Raw genomic sequence first — 16,334 nt, forward strand, 5'->3', positions numbered from 1 at the left:
CCGGATTGATGAACCCAAAAGCAAGATGCCCCACCTGACACTCGAATACACGAACAACCTCGCGATAATCAACGCCGGCCGTATCCTGCTCGCACTCAACCATGCGCTGGTCGCCTCCGGCCATTTCAAGGAGATGGATATCAAGAGCCGCGCGATTGCGCTCGACACCTGGCATGTCGGCGTCACGACTGCCCCGCACGCCTTCGTCCACGTCAAGCTTGCCATCCTCAGCGGCCGCCCGCCCGAGGTCAAGAGCGCGCTTTCCAATGCACTGCTGCGCGTACTGTCCGAATCGTGCAAGGACCTTGCCGGCCATCCGGTACAGTTGTGCGTCGAGATGCTGGACATCGACCGCGCAAGTTATGCCAAGGAAGTCCTCAACGCGGAATCGGTGCGCTGAATGAATCCCGGTATCCTGATCCTCCTGCTGGTAACCCTCGTCTGGGGCACCACATTCCCGCTGCTGAAGTCGACCGCCGCCGATCTCGGCGGCGTAGAGATTTCCGCATTCCGCTTCATCGTGGCCGCCGTGTGCATGTCGCCCTTCCTGCTGCGCGCGCCGCGCCGGGCGTGGATCGACGGCGCATTGCTCGGCGTGCTCGCCCTTGCCTCGTATGTCGCGCAGGCGTATGGCCTGCAATTCATCTCATCCAACCGCAGCGCGTTCCTGACGAGCCTGAATGTCCTGATGGTGCCCTTGCTCGGCCTGGCCTTTGGCGGACGGCTCACCTGGACCGCGCTGGCGGCCGCGGCAATGGCCTGCGCCGGCATCGGCTTGATGTCGTGGGAAGGCGGAGGAAACCTGGCGGGCGATGCGGCGACGATCGTGTGCGCGCTCGCCTATGCGCTGTACGTGATCGTGCTGTCCCAGCGCGCCGCGCGCCATGAGGCGAAGCATCTTGCCGCGACACAGATCGCCGTGATGGCCGTACTGGCTACGGCGTGGATGCTGCTGCAGCCGTCCGAAACGCTCGCCACGCTGCACGCACGTGCCATGCCGCATGTCACCACATTGCTCTACCTCGGCGCGGTCGCCACCGCCGGCATGCTGTTCCTGCAGGCGGTGGGACAGCGCCGCGTCGCCGCGGAGAAAGCGGCATTGATCTATGCACTGGAACCGGTGTTTGCCGCCCTGTTCGGCTGGATGTGGCTGGGAGAACTGCTCGGCTGGCGCGGCGTCGCAGGTGGCGCCATCGTCATCGGTGCGCTGCTCCTCGCCGAGCTGCGCCCCTTCGGCCGCAAGACAGGAAACACCTGACCGGCGTCACTTGCCCTGCTGCGCGGCGCCCGCCGCCTGGCGTCCGCCATGCAGGGCCAGCATCGCGATGACGCCTGCGACCAGCCCCCAGAATGCGGCGCCGATGCCGAACAGCGTGATGCCGGAGGCCGTGACAAGGAAGGTAACCAGCGCCGGCTCGCGCTCCCGCTCATTGGCCAGGGCGGCGGCAAGTCCATTGCCGATTGTCCCGAACAGCGCAAGGCCGGCGATCACGAGGACAAGTTCCTTGGGAAAGGCGGCGAACACGGCGCCGACCGTCGCGCCGAACAGGCCGATCAGCAGGTAGAAGAATCCTGCAGCGACTGCCGCCACATAACGGCGCCGCGCATCCGAATGCGCTTCCCGTCCCATGCAGATGGCGGCGGTAATTGCCGCCAGGTTGAGGGCGAACGCGCCGAATGGCGCAAGGACAAGATTCGCCACCCCGGTCCAGCCGATCACCGGCGATATCGGCACCGAGTACCCCGACGCCCGGATCACGGCGACGCCGGGAACGTTCTGCGACGCCATGGTAACGACGAACAGCGGCAAGGCAACGCCGATCAGGGACGGCACGGAAAACGCCGGCATGATGAACTCGGGACGTGCCAGTTCGAGACGCACGCCCTCCATGTGCAGCAAGCCCTTCGCAGCAGCAATGCCCAGCCCGGCGGACAAGGTCGCGATCACCGCATAGCGCGGGAACATGCGCCGGCCCACGAGGTAGACGAGGAACATCGCCAGCGCGAGGACGAACTGGGTCTTCATCGCGACGAACACATCCATGCCGAAACGCAGCAGCACGCCCGCCAGCATGCCGGAGGCGATCGAAACCGGGATGCGGTTGATCATGCGTTCGAACCATCCCGAAAACCCGCACACCGCAATCAGCGCGGCGGACAGCAGGAAGGCACCGGTCGCTTCGCCGATCGACACACCGGCAGCGCCCGTAATCAGCATGGCCGCGCCCGGCGTCGACCAGGCGGTGACGACAGGGACGCGATAGCGCAACGAAAGCAGGATGCAGGTAGCACCCATGCCGAGGCCGAGTGCCCACATCCATGACGCAACCTGTCCGGGCGTGGCGCCGACAGCGTTCGCCGCCTGGAACACAATGACCGCGGAACTGGTAAATCCGACAAGTACGGTAACGAAGCCCGCGATGACGGCGGGCAGGGAGAGATCCTTGATGAGTGACATGTGGCGTTGGCGCGTGCCGCGCGGGGCGGCATGTTTGACAGGCGCCCTAGCGTAACACGATCACGCGCTCAGTTCACCGGCGAGGTCGCGCAGCAGTTCCTTGCGCACCGATTCGGGCGGCAGGCCACGCGCAAGCAGGTGATGGAGCTTGGCGAAGAGCGCCTCGAAGGTCATATCGCCGGAACCGATGACACCTGCAGCCGTCATGCCGGCGCCCGCCGCATACGTGCCGATGGCGACACGTCCGTGCGGCGACTGGCTGCAGGCGGCAATCACCATGCCTTGCGCGCTCGCACGCGCGAGCATGTCCATCAGCGCCGGGTCGCGGTCCGGCGCATTGCCCGCGCCGTAGCACTGCAGGATCAGCGCCTGCGGCTTCAGGTCGATCATCGCCTGCACGACCGCCGTCGGCATGCCGGGGACGAAGCGCACCGGCAATACGGTTTCCCGCCCATAGTCGGGAAGCTCGAAGCGTTCCCGGTCCGCGCGCGGCAACAAGGCTGCCTGGTTGAGCCGCACCTTGATCCCCACGTCAGCCAGCCACGGATAGTTCGGACTGTCGAAGGCATCCATCCGCTCGGTGCTCACCTTCGTCGCACGGTTGCCGCGCAGGAGACGCTGGTTGAAGTAGATTGCCACTTCATTGATAGCGTCCGACACGGCCAGTTGCATGGCGGTTACAAGGTTTTGCGCCGCATCGGAGCGCGCCACACCGAGGGGAATCTGCGAACCGGTCACGATGACGGGTTTGCGCAGCCCCTGCAGCATGAAAGAAAGAGCCGCCGCGGTGTACACCATCGTGTCGGTGCCATGCAAAACGACGAAGCCGTCGTAGTCGTTGTAACGCGCCGCGATATCGCGGCCGATGCTCTGCCAGTCCTGCGGGGTCGCATTGGTGCTGTCGATGGGAACGGCATATTCGTGCAGCGTATAGCGCGGCATCGAGTCCCCCGCCGCCGCGAACAAGCGCGCAAGCGCGGCCCCGAAGTCCGGCATCGGCGCATAGCCCTGCGCCGTCATCGTCATGCCGACCGTGCCGCCGGCGTAAATCAGTCCGATGTGTTTGTTGTTCATCGATCAGGAAGTGTTGTTCGTTACTGTTGCATGCCGTTTGCCAGCCGTGCCAGCCTTTGGGCAACCAGTCCCGTCACGTCGACCACGTGCTTGTGCCCCGCGTCGAGGGGAATCAGCGGCAACTCGGTGCAGGCCAGCAGGACGGTATGCGATTCCAGGCCATTGAGGATCTCGCGGAACCGATGGCGGATATCCTCGGCATTGCCGCCATAGGTTTTCACGTCGTAGATCAACCCGTGCAGTTGCTCCGCAAGCGCGGGCTTCGGCAATTCGATCGCGACATGTTCCGCAAGCGCGCGGTAGTGCGACCACGGGCCAAGGTCGGTGACAGGACGCGCACCGAGCAGCGCCACGCGCTCGATCCGGTTGTCCTTCACGAAGCCGGTGACGGCATCCGCAAACGAGACGAATTTTGCCGGCAGCTGTAACGCTTCGAGCTGCGGCTGGTAGTAGTTCAGCGTATTGCAGGCGATGGCGTAGTAGTCGACACGCTGTGCTATCGCCTCGGCAGCATGGCGGAGACATTGCCAGACCACGCGGTCGTTTTCCGCCAGTTCCATCGACAGGCCGAGGGTGGACTCGGACAGGACGGTGACGTCGGGCGCATCCAGGTCGCCGCGAAAGCGGTTGCCATGGATCTTCCGGTTGGCCGCGAGCAGCTTGCTCCACAAGTCGATGCCCGCTTCCGGCCCCGATCCGGTGATGATACCGATCTTCTTGCGTGAGGCTGGATTCGCTTGCATGGAATGATTCGTGAAAGGCGGATCAAAGGATTGTGCCAGCGGATTGCCCGCCCGTCACCGCGAATGCAAACCGGCGGCGGCACATGCCGCCGCCGGAAACGAAGCGAGGATTACTTCGTCACAGCCAGTTGCTGACGCTTGCCGCCCTTGTAGGTGTACAGGGTCAGCGTGCCGTCCTTGATGTCGCCCTTGGCATCGAAAGCGACGTTGCCGGTCACGCCCTTGTAGCTGATCTTGGCCAGTTCCGGCAGGTACTTCGCCGGTTCGGCGGAGTTGGCCTTCTTCATGGCTTCGACCATCACCATCACGGCGTCATAGACGTACGGTGCGTAGATCTGCACATCGGCGTTGAACTTCTTCTTGAACGCGGCGCGGAAATCTTCCATGCCCTTCTTCTGTGCTTCTTCCACGCCGCCGGCTTCGGCGCATACCACCTGGCCGTCGCCCATGGCGTCGCCTGCCAGGTTGGCCAGGCCTTCGGAGCAGATGCCGTCGCCGCCCATGAACTTGGCGTTGATGCCCAGTGCCTTCATCTGGCGCAGCATCGGGCCGGCCACAGCGTCCATGCCGCCGAAGAACACGGTGTCCGGATTCTTGGCCTTGATGGCGGTCAGAATCGCGTTGAAGTCGGTTGCCTTGTCGTTGGTGTACTGCTGCGCCACGATCTCGGCGCCGCCGCCCTTGGACTTGACGCCCTTGATGAATTCTTCAGCCACGCCCTGGCCGTAAGCGGTGCGGTCGTCGATGACGGCGATGCGCTTGGCCTTGTTGATCTGCACGGCGTAACGGCCCAGCGTGCCGCCCAGCTGGCCGTCGTTGGCCACCACGCGGAAGGCCGTCTTGAAGCCTTGCTGCGTGTACTTCGGGTTGGTCGCGGACGGGGAGATCTGCGGGATGCCGGCGTCGTGGTAGATCTTGGAGGCCGGGATGGTGGTGCCCGAGTTCAGGTGACCGATCACGCCGTTGACCTTGGCGTCGACCAGCTTCTGTGCAGCTGCAGTTCCTTGCTTCGGATCGGCGCCGTCGTCTTCGGCCAGCAGTTCGAACTTGACCTTCTTGCCGCCGATGGTCACGCCCTTGGCGTTCAGTTCGTCGATCGCCATGCGGGCGCCGTTTTCATTGTCCTTGCCCAGGTGTGCAATGGCGCCGGAGATCGGGCCGACGTGGCCGATCTTGACGACCTGTTCCTGTGCCGATGCCGCACCTGCAAAGGCAAATGCAATCGCGCCAGCCAACGGAATCATTTTTGTCTTGAACTGCATGTGTTGTCTCCTAAGGATTAACGAGAGGAAGGTACTTCAGAACGCGCCTAGGCAGGAACCTGCACAGGCGAAAAGCTGGCCTCGCGGCCGGAAATCACAAAGTCGACATCGTCTTCCAGGCCGGGGTCGCGCAGCGCCCTGCGCGGGGACGGGAACATGCCGGCTGCGCTTATCTTCAACCTGTCGAGGGAGAACTGGCGCAGCTGTTTGAACACGCTTTGATTAATCGCAATCATGGCCTGCATGACGAGCAGGTCGACATCGTTGGGAGCGCGGTCAGCGGCAGCTTTCCGGGAACGCGTTTGCTGCTCGGACATGACGCAGCGGAACACGTCTTCCAGCGTGACGAGCGAGGGGTCGCAGGTCAGCACCCATTTGTCCTGCGCCTGCGCCTCCTGCCGCAAGAGGCCGTCGCGGGACAGTGCGGCGCACAGCTTCGCCAGCTCCTTTTCGGGGCGGCCGGTGGCGTCTTCGAGCTGCGCCATGCTGACGGCGCGCGGGGCGCTGGATACGAGTCGTGCGAGGATTTCGGTGGTGGCGAAAAAGCGGTCATGCAACGCGCTATTGCCGAGGATGCAATCTTCAACGGTAACCATCAATGTCTCCTTTGTGAGGTCACGCTGCCTTCTGATGCTGTCAGTTTTTGGCCGATGCATCTCATGCAGTCATTGCCGGGTAGGGTGTCTGTTTATTGTTATTGTCTTGTCCCTGCAAGCCGCGCCGCCTGTTGATTTTGTAATTGAAAAAGCGGCACCAACTTGGAACGCAACTTTAGGGACATTCCCCGACGAATACCATTTCGCTAAGTGACGCGACTTGATGCTGGTTGATGCTAAAATAGCGTCAACCAGCATCAATCCATTAACAAAAGGAAAAGGATAGCCATGTCGTTATCGATCGACACGGGCAAGATCCATCCCGCACAACGGGAGTTCTCCGCCAACCTGCGCATGCTGTGCAGCTATTACCGCTCGGTAGCGGATGTCTGCCGCAAGCTCAACCTGAACCGCGCCCAGTTCAACCGCTACCTGAACGGCACCAGCAAGCCATCCAGTCACACGCTGGAGCGCATCTGCGACTTCTTCGGCGTGGAGCCGTCGGAAATCTACCTGCCGCGCGAACACTTCCACCAGATCGTGCAGGTGCGGCCGAAACAGCGCGTCGAACGCGCGGTCTTCACCGACCACATCGCCCGCCTGCAGCACCAGACCACCGGCAAGTTCGACAAGTACCTCGGCTACTACTACGAGTACTACCACTCGATGAGCGCGCCGGGAAAAGTGCTGCGCGGACTCGTCCACATCTTCCAGCACGAGAGCGCGGTGTACCATGAGCGGCTGGAGCGATTCCCGCAGCATGCCAACCTCGACGAGACCTACAAGTGCAAGTACGTGGGCGGCACCTTCTACCTGAACGACCGCATCTTCCTGGTGGACTACGAATCGCTCACCGGCAATGAAATCGCGCAGACGGTGCTCTTCCCCACCTACAAGAACAAGGTGGCGCGCCTGTCTGGGCTGATGCTCGGCGTTTCGTCGAGCAACCAGCGTTCCATTGCCTGCGCGCGCGTGGTGTTTGAATTCCTCGGCAAGGACATCGACGTGCGCCGGGCAATGCGCCTGTGCGGCCTGTTCGACCCGAAGGACGGCGAAATCGACCCGACCATCCTCAAGGTCATCGACAACTCGCCGCACAAGGACCAGAACCACTTCTATACGATTCCCCTGTAAATGCATCCAATTGCCATCATCGACCGCGGCTTCGAGCCGTACGACGCCAGCTTCGCCGCGATGCGCGCCTATACCGACGCGCGCACCGTCGAGTCTGAAGACCAGCTCTGGATCGTCGAACATCCGCCGGTGTTCACCCTCGGACTGGGCGCCGACCCGTCGCACGTACTGGACGCCCACGGCACCCCCGTCGTCCAGACCGACCGCGGGGGTGAAGTGACCTACCACGGCCCCGGCCAGGTCGTTATCTATTTGCTCATGGACCTGCGCCGCAAGCCCGGCGCGCGCCTGTATGCCCGCGAATTCGTGAATAAAATCGAACAGTCGGTCATAAACACCTTGCAGGCTTATAATCTCGAAGGCGAGCGCAAACCCGGCGCGCCGGGGATCTACATGAGCGGCGGCGCCTGGAAAGGCGCGAAGATCGCCGCCCTCGGCCTCAAGATCCGCGGCAGCGGCTGCACCTACCACGGCGTATCGCTGAATGTCGCGATGGACCTCGCCCCGTTCTCCCGGATCAATCCCTGCGGCTATGCAGGCATGGCGACGGTGGACATGAAAACCGTCGGCGTGGAAGCGCCACTGCGCGACGTGCAACTGGCCCTGGCCAACAACCTGACCGAATTACTAACGGCGTGATTGCGCCTTTCGCCGGCAGAAGCTGCCGGCGCGGAAACGACCACCATGACCACTGAAAAAGACCCTGCCGCCACTCCCGCCTACAATCCCAGCGACAAGCAGAAAGGCGCCGGCAAGACGGCCCGCATCCCGATCAAGATCGTGCCGGCGGAAAAACTGGCCAAGCCGGACTGGATCCGCGTGAAGGCAGGCTCGCCGACGACGCGCTTCTACGAGATCAAGGACATCCTGCGCTCCAACAAACTGGTCACGGTATGCGAGGAAGCAAGCTGCCCGAACATCGGCGAATGCTTCGGCAAAGGCACGGCGACCTTCATGATCATGGGCGACAAGTGCACCCGCCGCTGCCCGTTCTGCGACGTCGGCCACGGCCGCCCGGACCCGCTGGACGTGAACGAACCGGAAAACCTGGCACGAACGATCGGCGCGATGCGCCTCTCCTACGTCGTGATCACTTCGGTCGACCGCGACGACCTGCGCGACGGCGGCGCCGGCCACTTTGCCGAATGCATCCGCAAGGTACGCGAACAGTCGCCGAATACGCGCATTGAAATCCTGACTCCCGACTTCCGCGGCCGCATGGATCGCGCGCTGGAAATCCTGAAGGCGGCGCCTCCCGACGTGATGAACCACAACCTCGAAACCGTGCCGCGCCTGTACAAGGAAGCGCGCCCCGGTTCCGACTATGCGTACTCCTTGAGCCTGCTCAAACGCTTCAAGGAACTGCATCCCGAGGTGCCGACGAAGTCCGGCCTGATGGTCGGACTGGGCGAGACCGATGAAGAGATCCTGCAAGTGATGCGCGACCTGCGCGAGCACGGCGTGACGATGCTGACCATCGGCCAGTACCTGATGCCATCCGGCGATCACCTGCCGGTGCGCAGGTATGTACATCCGGACACCTTCAAGATGTTCGAGGATGAAGCGTACAAGATGGGCTTCGCCCATGCCGCCGTCGGCGCGATGGTGCGCAGCTCCTACCATGCCGACCAGCAGGCGCACGGTGCCGGCGTCGCTTGATCCGGCACAGGACTTCTCCCCTCCCCGTCCCATCCCCGCCACAGTCGCTCCGCCGCCTTGAGAAAAGTAAAGGAGCGACTGCCGCAGCCGGTCGACAATCCCGGTTACAAATCCGCATGAACTTATTCCGGGGCATCGTGCCATATCAACAGCTATGATCGACTGGACGGATATCACGACTTACGGCGACGTCACCATCACGTCGCTTGCCGCAGCCGCGATTGCGGCATGGCTTTTCATTGAAGATGAAAAGCGCCTTGCCTTCTGGTGGAGCATCCTGTTTGCCGCCGGCATGGGTATTGTCATTGCGACCAAGATGGCATTCATCGGCTGGGGCATCGGCATCCGCGCAATCGATTTCGCGGGTTTCAGCGGCCATGCCATGCGCGCCGCAGCCGTACTGCCTGTACTGCTCTACCTGATACTGCAGCGCACGCGCTTCATCGTGCGTGCGGGAGGTGTCGTACTCGGCTTTGCGTGCGCCGCAATGATCGGTGTGTCGCGCGTCGTGCTGCATACGCATTCGGTATCGGAAGTCGTGGCTGGCCTCCTGCTCGGCGCGGCCATCAGCCTGCCCTTCATTCACATCGCGCACACCTCGCTCAGCAAGCATGTATTCAAGCCGCTGCGCATCGCGCTGAGCCTGCTGGCCCTTCTTCCCGCCCCCTACGTGCATCCGGCGCCGACGCAGCAATGGCTGACCGAACTGACCCTGTATTTCTCCGGCCATGACCATCCGTATCCGAGGGCGGACTGGAGAGCTGAGAAGCGCCGGCCGCCGGAAGCATACTGAACGAAAAAAAGCGCCTCACTGGCGCTTTTTCATTTCCCCGGTCAATATCAGGCAGACAGCGCCTTCTCAAGCAGCTGATGCAGGGCGGCAAAGTCGGGTTCGCCGACATAGCGTTTGATGATCTTTCCTTCCTTGTCGATCACATACGTGGTCGGCGTGAGCTTCACGTCGTCGAAGGATTTCGCGACCTCGCCCTGCACGTCGAGCACGACCTTGAAGGGCAGGTTGCGCGTCTGCGCATAATTGAGCACATAGTTCGGCGGGTCGTAGCTCATCGCGACGGCAACGAAGTCCAGTCCCTTGTCCTTGTACTTGTTGTAGGTCTGCACCATGGCCGGCATTTCCTTGATGCAGGTCGTGCAACTGGTGGCCCAGAAGTTGACCATGACCACCTTGCCGCGCAGGCTCTGCAGGCTCACCTGTTCGCCCGTGATGCTGGCAAATGTCACGTCCGGCGCCGGCTTCGTGGCCGACAGCGTGACGTAACCGAACGTGCCGGCGGCGGCGACTGCGAGCGCGGCAAGCGCCTTGAGCAGGGTGCGTTTTCCGGAGGAGGAGAGGATGTCGGGTTGCATGGTTGCTGATTACGTGCGGTGCCTGTTTCTCCCGCCATTATATGCGGCGCAGGTCAGGGCCGCAGGTAAGCGAAGCCTTCGCGAGCTTGCAGGCGTGCAACTTCGGCAACACCGGATTGCACGAGCTTCACTTCGGGTAACACCAACGACACAGGCACGTCGTGCGCCGTCAGCGTATTGCTGCACAGACGGAATTCAACACCTTGCGACACCAGCGCGGTGACGGCGGTATCGAATGGCTTGCCGTTGCGTTCCCGCGCTCCGGCAAGCAGGAACTTGATGCCGTCGCCGTTGGCAACAACGACGATCTTCGTGTCGGGGTCCGCGCGCAGATGGTTGCGAATATTGCCCATCGCGCGCGACGCCTGGTCGAGCCCTTCGGTCATGTGATAAACGACCTTGACCGGATCGGCCGCCATGACGGGGCCGGCAAGCATCATTGCGGCAAGAAATTTGAGGATGGTTCTACGCATAGAGTTGTTCGGACGGATCGTTCCAGTGAAAGTCGGTATACGTGGCGGCCACTGCTGCGGGCGCGGGCACTTCCAGCGCCGCGCAGATGGCGCGCATCAGGTCGGCCGTTTCCGCAGGCATGGGCCGCCTGTCGCCCGTCGCGCCGAGCAATGCCTTTACCAGGACAGGCTTGGTCAGCGGCGCTATCTGATGGGCCTTGTTCAACGCGGCGCGTACGCCATCGTAATTGATTTCCGAGACAGGGGTCGGATTACCCGGCGGCAAGCCTGCCATGGCCGCTCCCCGCGCGAACAATGCTTGCGCGTCCGCACTGGAAAAAGCGGCTGCGACATGGGCGACGAGGGACAACAGGAGGAGGCACTCCTCCCTCAGTGCCGCCAAGCCAGCGTAACGCACCGGGATCGCCCTCCCTGCATGCGCGCCGAGGCGACGGGCCAGCACCGTCTGCAGCACGAATTCGGCCAGCGTCAGCTTGCTGTCGGCCGCGATCAGCCTGTCCGTCGATTGCAGCAAGGCATCGCGCTCCTGCTGCCCCAATTGTTTCAGCATCGGCATCGCGAGATCGAGCAAGGGCAGGCGCGCGCTTTTCGGCAACTTCCCCGCTGCAGCGGAAAGGAACAGCACGAATTCCGCATCCGGGATTCCCGCACGTTCCAGCAGTGCGCGCTGCCCGTCCCGTTCCTGCGCGGCATCCACGAGAAGCGCATGGACGAGTGCAACGGCTCCCTGTGGATCGCGCAATGCATGGTCGATGTCTGGAGGCAATGCGTGGTACGCACACTCATCCGCCTTCATGGCCCAGTGGCCGGGCTCCGGCGCAAAACCCGCAGCGACGTAGGGAATGTCCGGCAATGCAGGAGATGCTTCTGCATACGCATCCTGCTCCGGCGCCGCATCCAGCGGTTCGACCGGCCTGCCGTAAATGCGCAACAGCCGCTCCTCGATGGACGGATGCGTGGCGAGCAATCCGGCGACGAGGCTCGACCTGGGCGCGCCAAGAAAGAGATGCGACAACTGCTCGGCATTCGGATGTTCGATGCGCGTGCCAAGGCCGGTTGTCCTGTCCAGGCCGCCGATCTTGCGCAATGCCCCGCCGATGCCGTCGGCGTTGCGCGTGAACTGCACCGCGCTCGCATCGGCGAGGAATTCGCGTTGCCGCGACACGGCCGCCTTGATCAGGCGACCGAAGAAGACGCCGATATAGCCGATGACCAGCAGGGCCAGCCCCGTCAGGAACAGAGCCAGCCGCAGGGAGGGCCCCTTCTCGCTGCGGTCGCGCGCGCTCCAGGAATGCGAACCGAAGTCGATCAGGTGTTGACCGAAGCCCGCGATCATCTGGATGCCGAACAGCAAGCCGATCAGCCGGATGTTCAGGCGCATGTCGCCGTTGAGGATATGACTGAACTCGTGCGCGATCACGCCTTGCAGCTCGTCGCGGCTGAGGTGTGCGAGGGTGCCCTGCGTTACCGCGACGACGGCTTCATCCGGGTTGTATCCGGCGGCGAAGGCGTTGATCGACGTCTCCTTGTCGAGCAGGTAGACGCGGGGACAGGCGATGCCGGAGGCAATGGCCATTTCCTCGACCACGTTGAGCAGGCGGCGCTCCTGCCGGTCCGTCGTCGATGGCAGGACGGGCCGCCCTCCCGCCATCCTTGCGACCGCGTCGCCGCCGTCGCGCAGGTTGAACATCTCGATCAGCGTGCCACTCGCGATCAACGCCAGTGTGATTGCTGTGTTGGTGGCGAAGAAGCCGCGCGGATAGTCTTGCATGCCAAGGACATAGCCGGTGGTCGTCCAGCTCCACACGAGCGCGGTGGCCAGGTTTACCGCAATGACGATCGCGATCACGGCCAGCGCGAAAAGGATGACCAGCGTGCGCGACTGGCGGCGCGCGTGTTCCTGGTGCTGGAAGAAATTCATGGCGCCGGCGCCTGTTGGGCAACGATGTGAAGTCCTTTCATGGAGCGCAACCGAAACCCATCCCCACCTCGGTCCTCCCCTTGAAGGGGAGGATGAGAACGGATGCGCTCGCGCATCGGATCAGAACGTCACCTTTACCGGCTTGCGCTCTTCCGGCGACTCCGTCGACTGCAACATCTCCGCCTCCTTGAACGCGAACATGCCCGCGATGATGGAGCCGGGGAATTGCTCGCGCGAGGTGTTGTACTGCATGACGCCGTCGTTGTAGGCCTGCCGCGCGAAAGCGATGCGGTTTTCGGTGCTGGTCAGCTCTTCGGTGAGCTGCATCATGTTTTCGTTGGCCTTGAGCTCGGGATAGGATTCGGACAGTGCGAACATCTTGCCGAGCGTCGCCGACAGCATGCCTTCGGCTGAAGCCATCTGGCGCATGGCGCCGGTATCGGAGGGATCGGCGGCGGCCTTTGCATTGGCGTTGACGGCCTGGTTGCGCGCGGCGATCACGGCTTCCAGTGTTTCGCGCTCGTGCTTCATGTAGCCCTTGGCCGTTTCCACGAGGTTCGGGATCAGGTCGTAGCGGCGCTTCAACTGCACATCGATCTGCGAGAACGCGTTCTTGACCTGGTTCTGCAGGCTGACCAGCCTGTTGTACGCACCCACGCCCCAGAACAGGACCACGAGGACAACGGCAATCAAGACGATCAACCCGGTCATGCTTCCCCCTGAAAAGAAAAAAGGCCGCAAATACAAATCGATTTGCGGCCTACTATAGCATCCGGCATTACCCGGAAATCACTTTTTGTTCGGGTCGTCCGACGTGCGCGTCATCTGGCGCAGGTCTTCCTCGGAAATGTATTCGAAGACCTTGACGACCTTCTTCACGCCGTTGACGCCGCGCGCCACGTCGGCCGCGAGCTGGCCTTCGCGTTGCGTCATGCGCCCCATCAGGTAGACCGTGCCGCGCTCGGTGACGACCTTGATCGAGTTCGCATACAGGTCCTTGGCGTCGACGAACGCTGCCTTCACTTTGCCGGTGATCAGCGAGTCGTTGGAACGCGCACCGAAGCTGGAGACCGGTGCGATTTCGAGGTCGTTGACGATGGATTGCACGCCTTCGATGTTGGCCACTTCACGTTCGACCGCGGCCTTCATCGCCTCGTCGCGCACTTCGCCGGTAAGCAGCACCTTGCGGTTGAAGCTGGTGACGTTCACATGCCCTGCATTGCCGACAACGTTCGGCACGCGTGTTTCGCCCTTGAACAGGATGGCCTTGTCTTCGGTCTGCGCACCGAAGGTACGGCGATCGGTTGCAGCCAGCGTGCCGACGACGGCGGAACCGACCGCCATCTCGACGCAGCCCTGCAGCGACGTGATTGCGGTGCCGCACAGGACCGCAACCATCAGAGGACGTTTCAAGCGCGTCCATGGTTTCATTCAGCTTCCTCCCCAAATAACGCGACGTCGATGCCGTCGCACAAACAATGTATGGTCAACAAATGCACTTCCTGGATCCTTGCGGTGCGGTCGTGCGGAACGCAAATGTGCACATCGGCATCGGTCAGCCGCTTGCCGATCGCACCGCCGCCCTTGCCGGTCAATGCGACGATGCGCATGTCGCGTTCGAGCGCGGCATCCACTGCCGCCAGGACATTGGACGAGTTGCCCGATGTCGACAGCGCCAGCAGGATGTCGCCTGCCTGCCCGAATGCCTGCACCTGCTTCGAGAACACTTCCTGGAAGCTGTAGTCGTTGCCGACCGCAGTGAGGATCGAGGTGTCGGTCGTCAGCGCCAGCGCCGGAAGCGGCAGGCGTTCGCGTTCGAAACGCCCGACCAGTTCCGCCGCGAAGTGCTGGCAGTCGGCAGCCGATCCGCCATTCCCGCAGGCAAGGATCTTGTTGCCATTAGACAAAGCGGTAAACATAAGTTCCACGGCCTGTGCAATCGGATCGGCAAGCAGCGCGGCGGACTTGATTTTCAGTTCGGCACTTTCCTGGAAGTGCGCCTGGATGCGATGGTTTGTCATAGTGTGGGGATTATAGTGCAGGCGCGCCACAGGCACGCCGTGGGGAAATAAAAAGCCGTAAGGAAATATTGCTTGAAAGCCATCAGGTTTCGATGGCGTTTTTCAGCCATTCCATGGCGGCGCCGTCGATGGCTATGACATCGAAACGGCACGGCGGTGGCATCTTGTAGCGTTGCAGGAAGGTCTGGGCGGCGATCACCAGCCGGGCCTGCTTGCGCGCGGTGACGCTGGCAGCCGCGCCACCGTACCCGTTGCCCGCGCGTTTGCGGACTTCGACGAACACCAGGCCGCGCCCGTCCTGCATGACGAGATCGATCTCGCCGCCCTTGCAGCGGAAATTGCGTTCGACCAGTTTCAGGCCGTGTTCCTGGAGAAAGCGCAGCGCCTGTTCCTCGCCGGCATCGCCTTCCAGCTGTTTGGCCGTGCGCCTGCCGGCAATGGCATCGAACACGCCCATCAGCGCGCTTCGCCTACACCGACGACGCTGCCCTCGCGGTAGACGGCTTGCTGGGTCACGCGTTCGAAACGCGCCTGTCCCCGGTCGATGCGCACCTTGAGCTTGCCGGTCACGCCATCGATCTCGAAACTGGTTTGGCGCTCGGCGATCTCGCGTGCGATGCGATAGGCATCGATACCCAGCGCATACAGGCGTTCATGATCGGCATTGCGTTTCTGATCGGCTTCCACGACCAGGCGCGGATAGGTCATGACAGCCGGATGGTCGGGCTGCAGTTGCCAGGGAATGTCGAGCAGACGCGTGCCGTCCATCTCGGCAATCCGTTCGACGGCCGCGCGATCCGTGAGGGCGGTCGGGTTGAGCTGCGAGGTGCCGTACAGGGCGATGTCCTTGCCCATGACGGCGCGGAACTGCCGCGCCTGACGGGCATCCAGCGCGAGGAAGAACATTGCCGGCTTGTCGGTTTCCACCTGTTTCTTCAACTGCAGGAGATTCCGCCCGTTGAGGAAGCCGTCGTTGGCCGGGACTTCGATCGCTTCCACTTCGCGCCCGCGTTGCTGCCAGTGCGTCTCGAAGGCCTTCGCTGCCCGGCGCTGCCAGGCGGCCTGCGTGTACAGCACCAGTGCCTTGCCCTTTTTCATGTCATGCAGCGCCCACTCGGCGACCTGCCGCGCCTCTTCCTCGATGGACAGGCCGATGACCAGCATCTGTTGCGGCAACTTGATCTCGCCGTTCTCCGCCGGGTCCGGCGGGGTCAATGCAATGGTCGGCTTGACCACTGCGTCGCTCTGGACAACCGCAGTGACACCGGTACGCGACAGCGGCCCCACGACAACGTCGTTCAGCGCGCTGGCGGCCTTGTAACCGGAGACGATGTCCTGCGCGGAATCGCCGGTCTCGACGATGTTGATGGTAATGCCGCCGCGCTCGCGCTCATACGCGGCCTGGAAGCCGGCACGCAAGACCTCGGACGGCACGCGCAGGATTTCCGAGCGCAGGGGCAGCAGCAAGGCGATGCTCACCGTCTTTTCGGTTGTCGACAGGTCCACCGGCGACGTGACGACGCCGCTGTCGGCGCCGGTTGTGTTTGCCCGCGCAGGCAGGCACAATCCGCTCAGCACCACGCCCAGTACCATCAGTTTTGCCCATTGGCCCGACATCACATCTC

19 protein-coding genes are annotated in these 16,334 nt (G+C 62.7%); 6 read left to right on the forward strand and 13 right to left on the reverse strand.

All coding sequences use genetic code 11. From position 1 onward, the window contains the following. The first annotated feature begins 25 nt into the window (after positions 1-25). Positions 26-400 carry a 5-carboxymethyl-2-hydroxymuconate Delta-isomerase gene (locus AC3WOY_RS10200; RefSeq protein WP_492423331.1) on the forward strand — a complete coding sequence of 125 codons (375 nt, stop codon included), beginning with the start codon at positions 26-28 and terminating at the stop codon, positions 398-400. Continuing rightward, on the forward strand, positions 401-1,258 hold the full coding sequence (locus AC3WOY_RS10205) for a DMT family transporter (protein WP_492423333.1): 858 nt from the start codon (positions 401-403) through the stop codon (positions 1,256-1,258). It abuts the gene before it with no gap. 6 nt (positions 1,259-1,264) lie between these two features. On the opposite strand, the gene AC3WOY_RS10210 is transcribed toward AC3WOY_RS10205, so the two are convergent. From AC3WOY_RS10210 to AC3WOY_RS10230, 5 genes are all read right to left on the reverse strand, one after another. Beyond that, on the reverse strand, positions 1,265-2,458 hold the full coding sequence (locus AC3WOY_RS10210; protein WP_492423335.1) for a benzoate/H(+) symporter BenE family transporter: 1,194 nt from the start codon (positions 2,456-2,458) through the stop codon (positions 1,265-1,267). 60 nt (positions 2,459-2,518) lie between these two features. Next, the gene (locus tag AC3WOY_RS10215; RefSeq protein ID WP_492423337.1) at positions 2,519-3,532 is read right to left on the reverse strand and encodes a type I asparaginase; all 1,014 of its coding nucleotides are present in this window, start codon (positions 3,530-3,532) and stop codon (positions 2,519-2,521) included. A gap of 20 nt (positions 3,533-3,552) precedes the next feature. Beyond that, positions 3,553-4,275, reverse strand: a complete 723-nt coding sequence (locus tag AC3WOY_RS10220) for an aspartate/glutamate racemase family protein (protein WP_492423339.1) — start codon at positions 4,273-4,275, stop codon at positions 3,553-3,555. A 110-nt stretch (positions 4,276-4,385) separates the two neighbouring features. Next, positions 4,386-5,537, reverse strand: coding sequence for a branched-chain amino acid ABC transporter substrate-binding protein (locus tag AC3WOY_RS10225; RefSeq protein ID WP_492423341.1), 1,152 nt, complete (start codon positions 5,535-5,537; stop codon positions 4,386-4,388). Positions 5,538-5,584: 47 nt separating this feature from the next. After that, a complete protein-coding gene (locus AC3WOY_RS10230; RefSeq protein WP_492423343.1) occupies positions 5,585-6,133 on the reverse strand; it encodes an Rrf2 family transcriptional regulator in 549 nt (182 codons plus the stop codon). 288 nt (positions 6,134-6,421) lie between these two features. On the opposite strand from AC3WOY_RS10230, the gene AC3WOY_RS10235 reads away from it, so the two are divergent. The 4 genes from AC3WOY_RS10235 to AC3WOY_RS10250 all read left to right on the forward strand — a co-directional run bounded on the left by AC3WOY_RS10235 (position 6,422) and on the right by AC3WOY_RS10250 (position 9,719). Beyond that, on the forward strand, positions 6,422-7,267 hold the full coding sequence (locus AC3WOY_RS10235) for a helix-turn-helix domain-containing protein (protein ID WP_492423345.1): 846 nt from the start codon (positions 6,422-6,424) through the stop codon (positions 7,265-7,267). Beyond that, on the forward strand, positions 7,268-7,906 hold the full coding sequence (gene lipB, locus AC3WOY_RS10240; RefSeq protein ID WP_492423347.1) for a lipoyl(octanoyl) transferase LipB: 639 nt from the start codon (positions 7,268-7,270) through the stop codon (positions 7,904-7,906). 45 nt (positions 7,907-7,951) lie between these two features. After that, the gene (lipA, locus tag AC3WOY_RS10245) at positions 7,952-8,926 is read left to right on the forward strand and encodes a lipoyl synthase (protein WP_492423349.1); all 975 of its coding nucleotides are present in this window, start codon (positions 7,952-7,954) and stop codon (positions 8,924-8,926) included. Between the two features lie 154 nt (positions 8,927-9,080). Beyond that, entirely contained in the window at positions 9,081-9,719 is a 639-nt protein-coding gene (locus AC3WOY_RS10250; RefSeq protein WP_492423351.1) for a phosphatase PAP2 family protein, read from the forward strand. A 47-nt stretch (positions 9,720-9,766) separates the two neighbouring features. Here AC3WOY_RS10250 and AC3WOY_RS10255 read toward each other — a convergent pair whose 3' ends face one another. The 8 genes from AC3WOY_RS10255 to AC3WOY_RS10290 all read right to left on the reverse strand — a co-directional run bounded on the left by AC3WOY_RS10255 (position 9,767) and on the right by AC3WOY_RS10290 (position 16,326). Then, the gene (locus tag AC3WOY_RS10255) at positions 9,767-10,294 is read right to left on the reverse strand and encodes a peroxiredoxin family protein (RefSeq protein ID WP_492423353.1); all 528 of its coding nucleotides are present in this window, start codon (positions 10,292-10,294) and stop codon (positions 9,767-9,769) included. A 53-nt stretch (positions 10,295-10,347) separates the two neighbouring features. Beyond that, complete coding sequence (locus tag AC3WOY_RS10260; protein ID WP_492423355.1) at positions 10,348-10,767, reverse strand: DsrE family protein; 420 nt, start codon at positions 10,765-10,767, stop codon at positions 10,348-10,350. After that, the gene (locus tag AC3WOY_RS10265; protein WP_492423357.1) at positions 10,760-12,688 is read right to left on the reverse strand and encodes a M48 family metallopeptidase; all 1,929 of its coding nucleotides are present in this window, start codon (positions 12,686-12,688) and stop codon (positions 10,760-10,762) included. Before AC3WOY_RS10265 ends, AC3WOY_RS10260 begins: the two co-directional genes overlap by 8 nt. Positions 12,689-12,808: 120 nt before the next feature. Then, on the reverse strand, positions 12,809-13,399 hold the full coding sequence (locus AC3WOY_RS10270) for a LemA family protein (RefSeq protein ID WP_492423359.1): 591 nt from the start codon (positions 13,397-13,399) through the stop codon (positions 12,809-12,811). Positions 13,400-13,477: 78 nt separating this feature from the next. Beyond that, positions 13,478-14,119 carry a BON domain-containing protein gene (locus tag AC3WOY_RS10275; protein WP_492423361.1) on the reverse strand — a complete coding sequence of 214 codons (642 nt, stop codon included), beginning with the start codon at positions 14,117-14,119 and terminating at the stop codon, positions 13,478-13,480. Next, entirely contained in the window at positions 14,116-14,709 is a 594-nt protein-coding gene (locus tag AC3WOY_RS10280; RefSeq protein WP_492423363.1) for a phosphoheptose isomerase, read from the reverse strand. Before AC3WOY_RS10280 ends, AC3WOY_RS10275 begins: the two co-directional genes overlap by 4 nt. A gap of 82 nt (positions 14,710-14,791) precedes the next feature. Next, positions 14,792-15,166: a YraN family protein gene (locus AC3WOY_RS10285; RefSeq protein ID WP_492423365.1), complete on the reverse strand. Its 375-nt coding sequence runs from the start codon at positions 15,164-15,166 to the stop codon at positions 14,792-14,794. Continuing rightward, positions 15,166-16,326, reverse strand: a complete 1,161-nt coding sequence (locus tag AC3WOY_RS10290) for a penicillin-binding protein activator (RefSeq protein WP_492423367.1) — start codon at positions 16,324-16,326, stop codon at positions 15,166-15,168. Before AC3WOY_RS10290 ends, AC3WOY_RS10285 begins: the two co-directional genes overlap by 1 nt. Positions 16,327-16,334 lie beyond the last annotated feature (8 nt).

This window comes from Noviherbaspirillum sp. FW303-A3, assembly GCF_058788695.1.